This window comes from Nocardiopsis baichengensis YIM 90130, from assembly GCF_000341205.1.
Taxonomy (GTDB): Bacteria; Actinomycetota; Actinomycetes; order Streptosporangiales; family Streptosporangiaceae; genus Nocardiopsis_A; species Nocardiopsis_A halophila.
Map to the genome: position 1 here is coordinate 404,799 of NZ_ANAS01000004.1, position 14,441 is coordinate 419,239.

Sequence of the window (14,441 nt, forward strand, 5' to 3'; positions counted from 1 at the left end):
ATCGCGCACGCCGAGACCGTCGGACGCCGCGTTTCCCCGTTCCGCCATCGGGAGGCCGCCCACCGGCGCCGGGCGTGCACGGCCCCCTGGCCGCCCGAGCGGCCCCCTCATCAGCCGGGGCGGACGACATCCCTGGTCAAGGTGGTGTGCAGCGACCGTGGCGCAGAGGTCAGCCGGGGACGCCCGGTGCCGCAATCCCCTTTTCGACAACTTATTGTGATTACCTGATCGCCCTACGTAGGATCACGGTGTCCTCGGTGACCGCGTCCCGCTCACAGCGGCCGCCATCCCCCATCGCGGCCGGGCGTGCCCGGCCGTACGAAGGAGCGGATACCCCATGTCCACGAGGAACCCCCGGACCCGCATCCTGCGCCGCGCCGCGGCCGTCGCCACGGCCGCCACCGCCGCGCTCGCCCTGCTCTCCTCCCCGGCCGCGGCGGAGGAGGCCGACGAGCGGACGGGAACGCGCTCCGGCGCGGAGGCCTCCGCCCAGCAGTCCTGGCTGTACGACCCGGCGGTCGTCCCCAACCCCCGGACGTCCCTGGCCCACTCCTTCAGCCGCGGCACGGCCCAGATCCGCTTCGGGACCTACCAGGGCACCCAGTACGGCTGGGGCCGCGCGCTCAACGCCAACGCCGACCACTGGATCCGGTTCGAGGTCGACCTGAACGGCGACCGCAGCTGGGACATGTACAACGCGTGGCGGGTCGGCGCGCGGATCTACACCCGCGGCTACCCGACCTCGTCCTCGGCCGCGCGGGCGTTCCGCGCCTGCATCGTCGTCAACCCCGGCGACGGGTGCGTCAGCGGAGGAAACGGCACCTACTGGTGGTGACCCCGCCCCGTACCGCCGTGCTGCGGGCGACCGGCGCGCAGGGCGGCCCGCCGAGGGCATGAGCGGGTCGGCCTGCGCGGGCGGGGCCCCGGCACACCGGCGCGGCCGCGCGGGAGCCACCGCGCGGCCGCGCCGCCGAGGACATGCGGAGGTGCGGGGACGCGCGGAAGACCGCGCCCCGCCACCGCCGTCAGATCTCCAGGAACCAGTACCTGAGGGTCTCGCTTCCGCCCACCGTTCCGGGGCCGGCGACCTCGACCAGTACGGGCCCCTCGAAGCCCTCGGGCACCTCGAACCCGACCGCGCCGTCCCAGTCCCCTTCCTCCGGCAACCGGTCGGGGGCGGACGTCGCCTCCTCCGGGGTGTAGAGCTCGGCCTCCTTCATGTCGTCGCCGTACAGGACACGGATGTCGGGCTCGGCGAAGTCCCAGGAGCCGGCGCCCTGGAACGGGTTCTCCACCTTGTACTCGAACCACTGCCCATCGACGTCGTCCGTAGTGGCGTCGTTGTCCAAGAACAGATTGTCGCCCACGCCCATCGACAGCGGGGTCCCGTGCAGCGGGAGCATCCGGCCGCCCGGCGAGCCGGCGCGCCATACGGACGTGTCCTCCGTCAGATCCTCCAGCGTGCCGGCCCCGTCCGCCGTGGCCCCGGGGGCCTCGTCGGCCAGCGGCCCCGTGACGGCCCCGGGGTCGAGGTCGAGGCGCCAGTAGCTGAAGAAGTCGGGGTACTGCTCGTCGTTGCGGTAGTCGTCCACGTCGGGACCGGTGCCGGGATCGCGGACCTCCAGAACGGCGAAGTCGTAGTCGTACTCGGTCGGAACCGCGTACGTGCGGCGGACCTCGATCCCTTCGTTGGGTCCCAGACGCGTCGGCCAGGAGTCCGAGGCGGCCGTCAGCAGCGGGATGTCGGACATCAGCGCACCGGCGCCGGCCTTGTCGCCCATGTAGATGAGATCGAGGTCCTGGTCGGTGGTGTTGATGACCTTCAGGGTCACCGCGTAGGCCTGGAAGCCGGCGTCCAGTTCCGGGTGGGAGGAGTACATGTCGGGCCCGATCGCCGAGGATCCGATCGGGAGGGGCTCCACCGCGAGGACGTCGAGCGTGAAGTCCCCCTCGGGGGACTCGCGCACCTCGCCGGGGGTGCGCAGGCCCGCCGCCGTGCTCGCCTCCAGGCTCTCGAAGGTGTAGTCGCCGCTGTTCCACGTGGAGGGAACGGCCCAGTCGGGCACGGTTCGGGGCCCCTCGGAGGTTCCTCCGCTGCGCGGCACGGCGCCGGGGATGCCCATCCGGAAGGGGATGTCGGTGAAGAACCACACGCCGGCGGCGCCGCCGGCCAGCACGAGCACCAGGGGAACGGCGATGAGTGTCAGAACCAGGCACCCGGACTTCTTCTTCGCCCCCGCCTGCTGCGGCCCGCCGTGAGGCCCACCTGGCGGTCCGCCCGGAGGCCCGCCGTGGGGCCCGGCGGGCGGCCCTCCGGGCGGCGGTCCCGGCGGTCCCGGCGGACCTGGCGGTCCGTGGGGTGGTCCTCCACCCGTCGGAGGACCACCGGGGCCGGGCGGTGCCCCCGGCGGCGGCGCCTGTCCGGGAGGAGGCCCAGGAGGCGGTCCGGTAGGCGGTGGAGGTCCGGGCGGCGGCTGCTCGTTAGGGCCGGACCGCGGACCGTGCGGTTGCTGTGGGCCGGTCGGGTGCACGTGGCCTTCTTTCACTGTGATGGGGGAGGTCAGGCAATCAGTACAGCCTGATCCGCGCATTGTCACCGCCTGCGGGGAACGCCTCAACCCGCTTCGACCCTGATGAAAATGCGCAGGGCACGGCCACCGCGCGCACCGCACGGCCGCTCGCCTCCTCACCATCACCCCGGCCCATAGCGGAAAGGGCTCTAAGAGACCGACTCGCGCTTCCCGGGCGGCGACGGCCTGCGCGCCCAGAACAAGGCGTGTTCGCCGTCGCCTTCCGGCTCAGGCACAACGAGGCGGCTCGTCACCGTCAACCCGGCCCCGGTGATCTGCTCGGCGTAGGTGTCCGAGTCCGCATGGCTCCACCACATCGCCGCGGACCCGCCGAGCCAGCGCTCTTGCGTACCGGTCCAGGCCGTTTCGCCGACGGTGGCGAGCAGGCGTCCGCCCGGCCTCAGCCAGCGCGCGATCCGTCCGAGGAGGGGTTTCTGGTCCGGAAGCGGCATGTGGATGAGGGAGTACAGGCACACGACCGCGTCGAAGCCCTCGTCGGGAAAGTCGACGCGGGCGGCGTCCGCACGGATGAAGTGCGCCCCGGGGACCAGGCTGCGGGCGCGGTCGATCTGTACATCACTGAATTGACCGGGGAGGATGTGCCTAGTGACCACTGGTTTTCGACCGCTTCGGGGCCCGTCTCCGGACGTGTGGCGCCCTTCCTACAGCCAATCGTGCTCGTACGCATAGCGGGCCGCCTCGTGGCGGGTACGGGTCTGGGTCTTCTGCATCGCGTTCGACAGGTAATTGCGCACCGTTCCCTCGGCCAGGTGGAGCCTGCCGGCGATGTCCGCCGCCGAGTATCCGTCGCGTGTCGCCCGCAGCACGTCGACTTCCCGGTCGGTGAGCGGACAGTCGTCGATCACGGCGAGCGCCGATACATCAGGGTCGACCCACCGCTTGCCCTGGTGCAGCGTGCCGATGACCGTCGCGATGTGCGCCGGCTCCGCGGACTTGCTCACGAACCCCTGGACGCCGAGCTTCAGCGCCTTACGGAGCACCCCCGGCCGGGCATGGCGGGTCAGCATCAGGATCACCTGGTCCGGTCGGACACGACGGATCTCCGCGACGGCGCCCAGCCCGTCCATGCCCGGCATCTCCAGGTCGATCACCAGTACATCGGGCCGGTGCTCAAGCACCGCCTCCACGGCCCCCTCGCCGTTCTCCGCCTCGGCCAGAACGGTGATCCCTCCTTCAAGCGGGAGCAAGGCGGCCATCGCCTTGCGGAGGAGCGCCTCGTCGTCGGCGAGCACCACGGTGGTCATCTACCGGTCGTCCTTCCCTATCGCCATCGCCCTATCGCCGGACCGCCTCGGGCCGCTCCGGACCGCCTCCCCCAGCGGCTCCCAGGGCGCGCGGGAACGAGGCGGACGTGCGGAACACGCCCTCGTCCACCTCCACCGTCAACACGCCCCCTTCCGAGGCGAGCCGCTCGCGGAGGACGGCCAGTCCGCTCAGCTCCGGGGACGGGGAGCCTGCCTCACGCACACCGTCATTGGCCACCGTGATGCCCGACTCCGTTACGGTGATCCACACGCGCTCCGCCTCCGCGTGGCGCAGGATGTTAGTCGTCGCCTCCCTGAGCACCTGCCCGAGCAGCTCCCCTGCCCGGGCATCGGCATCTCCCACCCGGTCCGCCTGCACACGGATCCCCGCGGCCTCGAAGAGGTTCTTCGCGTTCTCCAATTCCGCGGCGAGGTTGAGCCGTCGCTGGGCATAGGCCAGTTCCTTGGTCTCGGTGATGGTCTCGCCGACCAGTGCGTGCACCTCGTCCAGCTCCTCCTCCGCACGCTCGACGTCGCTGTGCAGCAGCCTCTTCGCCAGAGTGACCTTGAGCTTGACCACGTGCAGCGTGTGCCCCTGGATGTCGTGCAGGTCGCCCGCGAACCGCACGCGCTCCCGCATGACGGCCAGATCCGCCTCGCGCTCACGCGCCTTCTCCAGCTCCCCCATGAGGCCGTGGACCGAATGCACCAGCACGGCGAGAACGACCCCGCCCAAGGCGATGCACACGGACACGAGGACGTACCGGAGCAGGACCTCCCCCGCCCCCTCATGCCCCATGACCAGTTTGGCCCCGATCGCAGTCGCCGCGACGGCCGCGGTGCCCGCGATCGCCGCCCGACGGTGGTGCGGCAGCTCCAGGACGGTGATGGTGGCGACGATCGCGAACCCGTAGGCCGACGTGGGCGAGTCCACCGCCAGCACACCGATGATCCAGACGACCGCGGTGACGAGCAGCCCCGGCAGCGCGACCCGGGGGAAGGAGAAACGCCCCGCGGTCCACCGCCCCATGACCACGAGGGCCGTACCGACGCCTGCCCCGAGCAGGAGCCCGTGCTGCAACGAATCGGCCTCGATGGCCACCAGCAAGGCCCCCACGGCGGAGATCGACCCGAACACGATGCCGGAATTGACCTTGTGCAGCTGCCCCTGCGCCTCGTCGAACCGCTCGGGTCCTTCAGCCCGCCCCGACCGGTCCCGCCGTTCGGCTGTCATGGCTCCCCCAGTTCCGTGTCCGTGGCGGCCGCCGGCCGTCGCTTCCCTCGGCCCCTCCCCTGAGAGCGCCGCATCGCCGCATCGCGCCATCAGCGCGCCGACGGATCAGCACGGCTCGGCGGCCCGTTCACCCGGCGGACCAGGGACGCGCCCCCAGTGTGGCCCACCGGCCCCCAGGTCCACTAGTGACACCACGTCATGAGGCCCCCCTCTGAAATGTCATGGGCGATCGATGACGAAATCTACCTGCACGAACACCGTCCCGATGGGCGAAGGTGTCGTCATGTCCGCGGTTGCCGTACCGCCGGTCTCCCCGCCTGGTTCGGCGCGGGCCAACGGACCGGAAACGGCCACTGGAAAGACCACTGGAAAGGCGCCACCGATGATCGAGCAGCTCCAGGCCTTCACCGATTCGCTACCGCCCGCCGTGCAATGGATCGTGGTCATCGGGCTCGGAGTCATCCCTTTCGTGGAGTCCTACTCCGGATCGGTGATCGGTGTCCTCGCCGGCCTTCCTTTTTTCGTCGCCGTCCCCGCCGCCATTCTCGGGAACGTGGCCTCGATGCTGTTCGCGGTGTTCGCCGCCCACCGCCTGCGAGGGGTCGTGCGCGGCGACCGCTCAGAGGCCGAACTCTCGCCCCGTCGGGCCAAGCTCAAGCAGCGCTTCGAACGCTTCGGCGTCGCGGGCGTGGCCCTCCTGGGTCCGCTGGCCCTTCCGAGCCAGATCACCTCGGCGGCGACGGTCTCCTTCGGGGCCTCCCGCAATGCCGTGATCCTCTGGCAGACGGTCTCGATCATCGTCTGGGGCGCCGGATGCGGGGCTCTCGCTGCTCTGGGCGCCTCCGCGGTCACATGACGAGGGCGGATCATCCCCGCATGCGCGTAGGGAGCGGTCTTGGGAAGCGAACTCCCCTTGGTACTGGCGGGGGTCCTCCCCGAACGTGCGGGAAGCAGGCTCGTCGGGCTGGGCCTTACACCTGCCGCCCCTTGCTCTGAACCACGTCGACGGCCGTCATGCACCGTGTCATCTGCACAGCAGGTCGGCCAGCTCGTCCGGGGTCTGCAGGCTGACCATGTGCGTCGCCCCCGGGATGACGATGAACTCGGCCCCGGGGATGTCCTCGGCGATGGTGCGCACCTGCTCCAGCGGGGTCGACGTGTCCAGTTCACCGGCGATGACGCGGGTGGGGACCGTGATCTCCGACAGGCGGGCCCGGGTGTCGACCTTGGCCAGTGCGCGCAGGTTGGCGGCCCAGTCGGCGGGGGCCGCCCGGGCGATCTGGTCCCGGGCGTACCGGACCGGCCAGCCGTTGGCGGCCAGGGCCTCGGGCGTGAACCACCGGGTCAGCGTCGGCACGACCTGCGCCGACATGCCGTCCGCCTCGCCGTTCCGGGCGCGCCGTTCGAAGGCGTCCTGGGGGTCGGCGACGGTGGCGACCAGGTCCAGGCGGCTCACCCGGTCCGGGTGGTCGAGGGCGAAGGTCTGGGCGATCGCACCGCCCAGCGAGAGCCCGACGACGTGCGCCGCAGGGACCTCCAGCCGGTCGAGCAGCGCGGCCGTGTCGTCGGCGTGGTCGTGCAGCGTCCGCGCGGCCGGTGCGTCCGCGGCCCGGCCGTGTCCGCGCAGGTCGAGCGCGATGACGCGGCGGTCGGCCGGCAGCCGGTCGATGACGGGGCTCCACACCCGGCGGTCCACCCCGAGGGCGTGCAGCAGGACCAGGGGCTCGCGCTCCTCCGCCCCCTCGGCCGGCCGGTCCACCACCCGGGTGGTGTGGGCGCCGACGGCGACGTCGTGTTCGGGCGGGACCTGCCGCAGCCCCATCGCACCGACGGCCTGCAGGGCGCGGGGGAAACCGACGTAGGCCTGCAGGTGGTGCACGAGCAGGGCCAGCTCCGAATCGTCGATGCCGACGTTGCGGGCGGCCGCGGTGTGCACCGCGAGCTGCGGCCCCGTGTCGCCGAGCGCGATGAGCGCGGCGAGGGTGGCGATCTCCCGTTCGGGGCGGCCGAGGCCGCTCTCGCCCAGGACGTCGGCGAAGCCCGCCGCCAGCGCGTCGGCGGTGCGGGGTGCGACGCGCTCCAACGCGTCGAGGGCCTCCGCACGGCCGCCGAGCAGGGCGGCCATCTCACGGGCGGCACGGGCGGGGACGTCTGCGGGCATGGCACGTGCTCCTCGTGGTGGGGACCGACGGAGTGCGGCGAGTCGGGGAGGTTTCGGGCCGGCGGGGCGCCCAGGCGTCACGCGCCCCTCTCCCCCGTTCCCCCGCAGAACGGTCCGCAACCCGGGGCCCGAAGGGCGGGGAACCGGCGACGTCGAGGAACGCCCTCCCGTCGGCCGTGGTGGCGGTCCTGCCCTCGCCTGGCGTATCCCACTCTCGAGCGGGCGGGCAAGCGGTGGCGAGGCCGCCGGGATTACCCGTTGAAGGCCTTCTCCAGCTCGGCGATGTGGAGCCTCTTCATCGTGAACAGGGCCTGGCTCACGCGCTCCACGCGCGCGCCGTCCGGGTCCCCCATCATCTCCAGCAGCACCTTGGGTACGACCTGCCAGGACAGGCCGTACCTGTCCTTGAGCCAGCCGCACGGCCCCTCCTCACCGCCGTCGGCGGTCAGGCGGTCCCAGTAGTAGTCGACCTCGTCCTGATCATCGCAGTGGATCTGGAAGGAGACGGCCTCGCTGAAGGTGAACTGCGGGCCGCCGTTGAGGGCGACGAACTTCTCGCCCTTGATGGTGAAGTCGACGACCATGACCTCGCCGGTGGGCCCGGGACCGGCCTCAGGGTGGCGGACGATCGACCCGAGGGCGGAGTCCGGGAAGATCGAGGTGTAGTAGTGGGCCGCCTCCTCCGCCTGGCCGTGGAACCACAGGCAGGTGGTGAATCCGTCGCCGCTCATGCCGGCCTCCTCGGTGGACCGCGCTCGCCTCGTGCGCGCACTCACCTGTACAGACCGGGGTGCTCCCCGGAACTCATCGGTGGCGGAGAGGGGGCCTCCGGCGGCGGGGCGGGCGGTGCCGGGCACCGCCCGCCTCAGGCCGTGTTCACTCTTCGGCCGCCCGGACGGCGCCGGTGACCTCGCCGAAGCCGATCACCGTCCCGCCGGGGCCGGGAGCCGTGGCGCTGATGGAGACCGAGTCACCGTCCTCCAGGAACGCGCGCTCGGTCCCGTCGGGCAGCTTGAGGGGCTCTCTCCCTCCCCACGTCATCTCCAGCAGGCACCCCCGCTGTCCCGCTTCGGGCCCGCTGACCGTCCCCGAGGCGTAGATGTCGCCGGTGCGCAGCGAGGCGCCGTTGACCGTCATGTGCGCCAGCTGCTGGGCCGGCGTCCAGTACATCTGGGCGAAAGGCGGCCGGGCGACCACGTGCCCGTTGATCCGCACCTCCAGGGCGAGGTCGAGCCCCCAGGGCTCGCCCTTGGCGTCGCGCAGGTACTCCAGGGGCTCCGGGTCGCGGGCGGGGGGCTCGACCCGCGCCGCCTCGAGCGCCTGGAGCGGAACGACCCACGGCGAGACCGACGTGGCGAAGGACTTGCCCAGGAACGGCCCCAGCGGCACGTACTCCCAGGCCTGGAGGTCGCGCGCCGACCAGTCGTTGACCAGGAACACCCCGAAGACGTGGTCGGCGAAGTCCGCGACGGGCACGCGCCCGCCGCGGGCGCTCGGTGTGCCGACGACGAAGCCCACCTCCGCCTCGATGTCCAGGCGCCGCGAGGGCCCGAAGACGGGGGCGGGGTCGTTCGGGGACTTGCGCTGCCCGCAGGGGCGCGACACGGGGGTCCCCGAGGGCACGACGGTCCCGGCCCGCCCGTGGTAGCCGATGGGCAGGTGTTTCCAGTTCGGGGTCAGGGGCGCGGAATCGGGCCGGAAGATGCGCCCCACGTTGGTGGCGTGGTGCTCCGACGAGTAGAAGTCGACGTAGTCGCCGACGGTGAAGGGCATGTGCAGCCGAACACGGTCGCGCCTGAAGAGGTGGGGGCGGATCTCCTCGGCGCGTGCGGGGTCGGTGAGCCAGCGCAGCACGGTCGAGCGCACCTGTTCCCACACGGGCCGCCCCGCCGCCAGCAGCCCGTCGAGGGAGGGACCCGAGACCGCGGCGGCGAAGGGGGACCCGGCCGCGCGCGCCGCCGCACCCAGGTCGAGCACATGGTCTCCGACCGCCACTCCCGTGCGCGGGCCGGGGCCGCCGGGGTCGCTGAACACCCCGTAGGGCAGGTTGTGCAGGCCGAACGGCGAGTCCGGAGCGATGTCGAGCCAGCTGTCGGGCACCTTGCGGTCCTCCTGGTGTCGTCGGGGCGGCCCGTCCCCGGAGTCCTCCAAGGACGGGCAGCGGTGTTCGGGCGTCGCGTGTTCAGGCGTCGTCGGGCAGTAGTCCCAGCGCGTCCAGGTCTTCCAGGGGCTCGTCCACGCTGCAGGTGCCGAATCCGGTGAAGGCGGCGCGCAGTGCGCGGGAGCGCCGTTCGTCGCCGAGGACGCCCTGGGCCTCCCGGGCGAGGCTCTTGCCGTCGCGTTCGGCGAGCACGCTTTCGGCCTGGGCGGCGCGCGCGCCGCCCAGGAGTGCGTCGACCGCCATGAGCACGTTGAGGAAGCCGTGGTGCTCGAATCCGGTCTCGGCGGAGGTGTGCCGGACGGCGTTGTGCAGCCCGGCCGTGCATTTCGCGGGGACCCCGGCCGCCACGGCCGCGGCGAGGGCGGCGGCGAGTTCGGCCTCCGAGGGGAAGGCGTCGGCGCGGACCCCGCCGGTGCGGAACTTGGCGCGGTGTCCGGCCTCGGCAAGGGCGGCCACCGCCGGGGACCGGTCACCGGCGCGGGGCACCTCGACGTGGCCGTGCGCCCCGTGAGGCAGGTGGTCGGTCAGGGCCGCGGCGGCGGCGAGCACTCCCGCGGAGGGCTCCCCGGGGGCCGCTGCGACCTCGGCGCCGACGACCCGCACCCCGGGCATGCGCCCGGCGCGCTGGAGCGCCGGGCCGACGCCCGCCGGCCCGCCGGGGACGGTCACGGTCACCTCCAGCGGCGCCTCCGTGCGCGCGGGCGTGCCGGCGCGCTCGGCCTCCCGGGCGAGGGCGGCCTCCAGGTCGCCGAGCCAGGCGTCGGCCACGATGAACGGACCGACGTAGTCCGCCCGGCTCCCCCGCCGCAGGGCGCGGTGGCGCGGCAGCGCCTCGGCCATCGGGGCGTCGCCCGGAGGGAAGAGCGCGGCGTCGTCGAGCATGCGGGCGAACAGCGGGGGCGCGCTCATCCCCTCGGCCCCCGCCCCGCCCAGGTCCAGGCGTAGGAGGGGTCCTCGGCCGCGTTCCCGCCCTCGCCGAGGTCCAGCGGGCGGAAGGTGTCGACCATCACCGCCAGCTCGTCGAAGGCCTGGACGCCGACGCTGCGCTCGTAGGCGCCGGGCTGGGGGCCGTGCGAGTGCCCGCCCGGGTGCAGCGACACCGACCCCTGGCCGATGCCCGAGCCCTTGCGCGCCTCGTAGTCGCCCCCGCAGTAGAACATGACCTCGTCGGAGTCGACGTTGGAGTGGTAGTAGGGCACCGGGATCGACTCGGGGTGGTAGTCCACCTTGCGCGGCACGAAGTTGCACACCACGAAGTTGTGGCCCTCGAAGACCTGGTGGACCGGCGGCGGCTGGTGGACGCGGCCGGTGATCGGCTGGAAGTCGGCGACGTTGAAGGCGTACGGGTACAGGCAGCCGTCCCAGCCCACGACGTCGAAGGGATGGTGGGGATAGGTGTAGCGGGTGCCGGTGATGCCGCCCGGGCCGTTGCCCCGGTGCTTGATGAGCACGTCCACGTCGGTGCCCTCGAGGAGCAGTGGCTCGCCCGGCCCGCGCAGGTCGCGCTCGCAGTAGGGGGCGTGCTCGAGGAACTGGCCGTAGCGGGACAGGTAGCGCTTGGGCGGGGCGATGTGGCTGTTGGCCTCGATGGCGTAGGCGCGCAGCGGCTCCTCTCCCTCGGGGACCCACCGGTGGGTGGTCCCCCGGGGGATGACGATGTAGTCCCCCGGCCCGGCGTGCAGTTCCCCGAAGACCGTCTGGACCGCGGCCCGCCCGGATTCCACGTACACGCATTCGTCCCCGATGGAGTTGCGGTACAGCTCCGATGCGGTCCCCGCGGCCACGTAGGAGATGCGCACGTCGTCGTTGCCCAGGGCGAGCCTGCGCCCGGTGACGGCGTCGGTGTTCTTCCACTCGTCGCCGAAGAGGGTGTGCAGCTTGAGGTGGCGCGGGACCAACGGCGCGTTGGCGGTGCGGGTCTGGTCGGGCACCTCCCATTCGCGGGCGTCCACGATCGCCGAGGGGATGTGCCGGTGATAGAGCAGTGAGGAGTCCGAGGAGAAGCCCTCCTCCCCCATCAGTTCCTCGTAGTACAGGCCCCCGTCGGGGTTGTGGTGCCGAGTGTGCCGCGTGCGCGGCACCTCACCCACTCGCCGGTAGTACGCCATCGGAGATCTCCTCTCTGGGTGCGTGGGCGTCCGCCGCCGCAGGGGCGCCCAGGGCGGTGCGCACGGCCGCGGCGATCGCCGCGGGGTCGGAGGCGTCGACCACGGCGGCGATGTGGGCGTCGGGCCGCAGGAGCCAGGCCTCACCCGGGCCCGGTTCCAGGGCACGGGTGAGGGCGCCGTCGGTGTCGATGTCGGTCAGGCCGTAGGCCGCCACGGGGGCACGGGTGGCGGATTCGGCGGCGGCGAGGACCGCTGCGGGGTGCCCGGGTGCGGACACCAGGAAGATGAGGCCTTCGCGCGCCAAGGGGCGCAGGCGTTCGGCGTCGGGGCGGTCGGGGACGGTGACCGGGGCGTCGGGCACGAGCACCCCCGGGCCGGGGTCGGGGTCGGTGCCCCGGGGCGGCCGCCCGCCGAAGACGCGTTCGGGGTGGGGGGTGGTGAGCGGGGAGTCGGTGTACCAGAAGGGTTCCGCGAGCCGGCCGGAGTCGACCTGGTCGCGCGCCTGCGGGTCGGTGAGGGCGCGCCGCAGGACGCTCTCCCGGTGCGCCTTCTCCGCCGGTCCGGGCGGGACCAGGAAGCGCATGGTGGCGGAGGTGACGTCGGCGTTCTCCTGCGCCGCGGCGCCGCGTTCCGCGGCGTAGCTGTCCAGGAGGGCCTCTTCGCCGCCCCAGCCCCGCAGGGCGAAGGCGATCTTCCAGGCGGCGTTCTCGGCGTCCTGCACCCCGGAGTTGAGGCCGCGCGCGCCGAAGGGGGCCACCAGGTGCGCGCTGTCGCCGGCCAGCAGCACCCGTCCGGCGCGCATCCGGTCGGCCACCCGGGTGTGGAAGCGGTAGACCGAGCGCCACACGACCTCGTAGGGGCGGTCGCCGATGATCTGGCGCACCCTCCGGTCGAGCCCGCCGTCGGCCTCCTCGCGCTCCAGGTCGAAGTCGGGCGGCACTTGCCAGTCGATGCGGAACACCGACCCGGGGCAGGGGTGGATGAGCACCTGGCGGCCGGGGTTCCAGGCGGGGTCGAAGTAGAAGCGGCGCTCGCGCTCCCAGCCGGGCAGGTCGGCGCGGATGTCGCAGATGAGGAACCGGTCCTCGAAGCTGCTGCCGCGCAGGTCGGCGCCGAGGGCCCGGCGCACCCCGGTGCCGTGGGCGCCGGTGCAGGCCACCGCGTAGGCGCCGCGCAGGCGGACGGTGCCCTCGTCGGTCGCGCAGACCGCGGTGACCCCCTCGGCGTCCTGCTCCACCGCGGTGACCTCGTGTCCCCAGCGCACGGGGATGCCCGCGCGCTCCAGGGCGCCGTCGAGGATCTCCTCGGTGCGGGCCTGGGAGATGTTGACGAAGGGCGGCAGGGGGCTGGCGCCGCGGTCGCGCAGGCGCACCGCGAACAGTTCGTCGCCTCGGTAGAAGGTGCGGGCGGTGTCCCAGGTCAGGCCCTCCTCGGCGACGGCCCCGGCACCGACGCCCTCCCAGATGTCCAGCACGTCGCGCTGCTGGACGATGGCCTTGGACCCGACCGGGTCGCGTTCGGGGCTCCGGTCGAGCAGGACCGCCTCCAGGCCCCAGTGGGCCAGCAGGAGTGCGGCGGTCTGCCCGACGGGCCCGGCGCCCAGGACGAGGACCGGGGCGCCGGGGCACGGGGGGTGGTGTCGGTTCGGCATGGGGGGTGGCCTCCGTCAGTCCTGCAGCCGGGCCCAGACTTCGCGGTCGCGCTCGGCGGTCCAGATGACGGGCCGCTCGATGCCGGAGAGCTCGTCCCACAGCCGGGAGACGTCGAAGGGCAGGCAGTGCTCGAAGATGGGCCAGTGGCCGTAGTCGGGGGCCAGCGCGGCGTGGGCGGCCTCGAAGGCCTCCTTGAGGGTGCCGCCGCGCGCGTGCACCTCGCCGACCCGCTCCAGCATGACCGTGAGGAAGGCGCGGGTCTGCTCGACGGCGGCGTCGACGGCGGCGCGCCCGCGGGTGACCGGTCCGCGCCCGCCGATGAGCATCTCGGCGCCGAAGGAGGCGACACGGTCGAGGGTGGTGGAGGCCCACTCGCGGTGGAAGGCGTCCCCGGTGTACAGGGCGGCCTCGGCCTCCACCAGGTCGCCCGCGTACAGGATGCGGTGGCGGGGCAGCCAGGCGACGATGTCGCCCTCGGTGTGGCCGCGCCCCAGGTGCTCCAGGACCAGCTCCCCGCGGTCGCCGCCCAGGTCGATCGTCATGCGGTCGGCGAAGGTGACGGTGGGCCAGGTGAGGCCGGGGACCGACTCGGGGTCCTTGGCCAGGCGCGGCATGCGGCCGAACTCGCTGGCCCAGTCCTCCTTGCCGCGCTCGGCGATGAGCCCGCGCGTCTTCTCATGGGCGACGATCGCGTCGGCGCCGAAGGCGCTGGCGCCCAGGACCCGCACCGCGTGGTAGTGGGAGAGCACCAGGTAGCGGATGGGCTTGTCGGTGTGCTCGCGCAGCCGGGCCAGCCACTCCTTCGCGGCGGTGGGGGTGGCCATCGCCTCGAAGCAGACGAGGAAGTCCTCGCCCTCGATCGCGCCGATGTTGGGGTCGCCCTGGGCGGTGAGCGCGTAGACGCCGTCCGCCAGGACTTCGAGGGTCTGCTCCTTCTCCTCAAGGTCGGCCGATGACGCGAACGGCTTGGCCATTGCGGGTCCTCCTGTCCAGGGCCGCGTTCTGCGCGGCCGCGGGGGTCGCGGCGGTGAGGCGCGGATCACGCCCGAGACCCAAGGTGGCACCGGTCACACCCATAGGTAAAGCACAAGAAACCTCGGTTTCTCATTTGCGAAAGTTATGTGGGGGACGACCAGCCGGGTTCTCCGCGGCGGCGGCCCGGCGCAGCCGCGGGCCGACCGGCGGCGGTGCGCCCCTGCCACGCCGCCGCGCCGCCGTGCCGCCCCATCGCCGCGTCACCACATCGCCGCGTCACCGCCCCCCGGCCCCCGCATCCCGCCGCCGGGCCCG

General features: G+C 73.0%; 13 protein-coding genes. 2 read left to right on the top strand and 11 right to left on the bottom strand.

The genetic code is table 11. The annotated features are described in order from the left end of the window. Positions 1 to 337: 337 nt before the first annotated feature. Positions 338 to 835 carry a hypothetical protein gene (locus C892_RS0103130; RefSeq protein WP_017556020.1) on the top strand — a complete coding sequence of 166 codons (498 nt, stop codon included), beginning with the start codon at positions 338 to 340 and terminating at the stop codon, positions 833 to 835. A 190-nt stretch (positions 836 to 1,025) separates the two neighbouring features. On the opposite strand, the gene C892_RS0103135 is transcribed toward C892_RS0103130, so the two are convergent. The 4 genes from C892_RS0103135 to C892_RS0103150 all read right to left on the bottom strand — a co-directional run bounded on the left by C892_RS0103135 (position 1,026) and on the right by C892_RS0103150 (position 5,069). After that, positions 1,026 to 2,183 (bottom strand): hypothetical protein, encoded by a 1,158-nt coding sequence (locus C892_RS0103135; RefSeq protein ID WP_017556021.1) that lies wholly within the window; start codon positions 2,181 to 2,183, stop codon positions 1,026 to 1,028. 536 nt (positions 2,184 to 2,719) lie between these two features. Continuing rightward, a complete protein-coding gene (locus C892_RS0103140) occupies positions 2,720 to 3,184 on the bottom strand; it encodes a class I SAM-dependent methyltransferase (RefSeq protein WP_017556022.1) in 465 nt (154 codons plus the stop codon). A 48-nt stretch (positions 3,185 to 3,232) separates the two neighbouring features. After that, positions 3,233 to 3,835 (bottom strand): response regulator transcription factor, encoded by a 603-nt coding sequence (locus tag C892_RS0103145; protein WP_017556023.1) that lies wholly within the window; start codon positions 3,833 to 3,835, stop codon positions 3,233 to 3,235. Positions 3,836 to 3,866: 31 nt separating this feature from the next. Beyond that, positions 3,867 to 5,069 (bottom strand): sensor histidine kinase, encoded by a 1,203-nt coding sequence (locus C892_RS0103150; RefSeq protein ID WP_017556024.1) that lies wholly within the window; start codon positions 5,067 to 5,069, stop codon positions 3,867 to 3,869. Between the two features lie 382 nt (positions 5,070 to 5,451). On the opposite strand from C892_RS0103150, the gene C892_RS0103155 reads away from it, so the two are divergent. Further along, positions 5,452 to 5,925, top strand: a complete 474-nt coding sequence (locus C892_RS0103155; RefSeq protein WP_017556025.1) for a hypothetical protein — start codon at positions 5,452 to 5,454, stop codon at positions 5,923 to 5,925. Positions 5,926 to 6,093: 168 nt separating this feature from the next. Here the strand turns inward: C892_RS0103155 and C892_RS29890 are convergent, their stop codons facing one another. From C892_RS29890 to C892_RS0103190, 7 genes are all read right to left on the bottom strand, one after another. Then, on the bottom strand, positions 6,094 to 7,230 hold the full coding sequence (locus C892_RS29890; protein ID WP_017556026.1) for an alpha/beta hydrolase: 1,137 nt from the start codon (positions 7,228 to 7,230) through the stop codon (positions 6,094 to 6,096). 251 nt (positions 7,231 to 7,481) lie between these two features. Next, positions 7,482 to 7,961, bottom strand: a complete 480-nt coding sequence (locus C892_RS0103165; protein ID WP_017556027.1) for a VOC family protein — start codon at positions 7,959 to 7,961, stop codon at positions 7,482 to 7,484. Between the two features lie 145 nt (positions 7,962 to 8,106). Further along, complete coding sequence (gene fahA / locus C892_RS0103170; RefSeq protein WP_017556028.1) at positions 8,107 to 9,330, bottom strand: fumarylacetoacetase; 1,224 nt, start codon at positions 9,328 to 9,330, stop codon at positions 8,107 to 8,109. An 82-nt stretch (positions 9,331 to 9,412) separates the two neighbouring features. Further along, positions 9,413 to 10,300 (bottom strand): hypothetical protein, encoded by an 888-nt coding sequence (locus C892_RS0103175; RefSeq protein WP_017556029.1) that lies wholly within the window; start codon positions 10,298 to 10,300, stop codon positions 9,413 to 9,415. Then, positions 10,297 to 11,499, bottom strand: coding sequence for a homogentisate 1,2-dioxygenase (locus tag C892_RS0103180; RefSeq protein ID WP_026124108.1), 1,203 nt, complete (start codon positions 11,497 to 11,499; stop codon positions 10,297 to 10,299). The genes C892_RS0103175 and C892_RS0103180 overlap by 4 nt, the downstream gene beginning before the upstream one ends. Further along, entirely contained in the window at positions 11,474 to 13,150 is a 1,677-nt protein-coding gene (locus C892_RS0103185; protein WP_017556031.1) for an FAD-dependent monooxygenase, read from the bottom strand. The genes C892_RS0103180 and C892_RS0103185 overlap by 26 nt, the downstream gene beginning before the upstream one ends. Positions 13,151 to 13,165: 15 nt before the next feature. Continuing rightward, positions 13,166 to 14,125 (bottom strand): MBL fold metallo-hydrolase, encoded by a 960-nt coding sequence (locus C892_RS0103190; protein ID WP_017556032.1) that lies wholly within the window; start codon positions 14,123 to 14,125, stop codon positions 13,166 to 13,168. Between the last annotated feature and the right edge of the window lie 316 nt (positions 14,126 to 14,441).

Bases quoted from the DNA above. Each gene is read 5' to 3' on its own strand.
- C892_RS0103190 (WP_017556032.1), bottom strand. From the start codon at position 14,125: ATGGCCAAGCCGTTCGCGTCATCGGCCGACCTTGAGGAGAAGGAGCAG.
- C892_RS0103180 (WP_026124108.1), bottom strand. From the start codon at position 11,499: ATGGCGTACTACCGGCGAGTGGGTGAGGTGCCGCGCACGCGGCACACT.
- C892_RS0103155 (WP_017556025.1), top strand. From the start codon at position 5,452: ATGATCGAGCAGCTCCAGGCCTTCACCGATTCGCTACCGCCCGCCGTG.
- C892_RS0103150 (WP_017556024.1), bottom strand. From the start codon at position 5,069: ATGACAGCCGAACGGCGGGACCGGTCGGGGCGGGCTGAAGGACCCGAG.
- C892_RS0103175 (WP_017556029.1), bottom strand. From the start codon at position 10,300: ATGAGCGCGCCCCCGCTGTTCGCCCGCATGCTCGACGACGCCGCGCTC.
- C892_RS29890 (WP_017556026.1), bottom strand. From the start codon at position 7,230: ATGCCCGCAGACGTCCCCGCCCGTGCCGCCCGTGAGATGGCCGCCCTG.
- C892_RS0103130 (WP_017556020.1), top strand. From the start codon at position 338: ATGTCCACGAGGAACCCCCGGACCCGCATCCTGCGCCGCGCCGCGGCC.
- C892_RS0103145 (WP_017556023.1), bottom strand. From the start codon at position 3,835: ATGACCACCGTGGTGCTCGCCGACGACGAGGCGCTCCTCCGCAAGGCG.
- C892_RS0103165 (WP_017556027.1), bottom strand. From the start codon at position 7,961: ATGAGCGGCGACGGATTCACCACCTGCCTGTGGTTCCACGGCCAGGCG.
- C892_RS0103185 (WP_017556031.1), bottom strand. From the start codon at position 13,150: ATGCCGAACCGACACCACCCCCCGTGCCCCGGCGCCCCGGTCCTCGTC.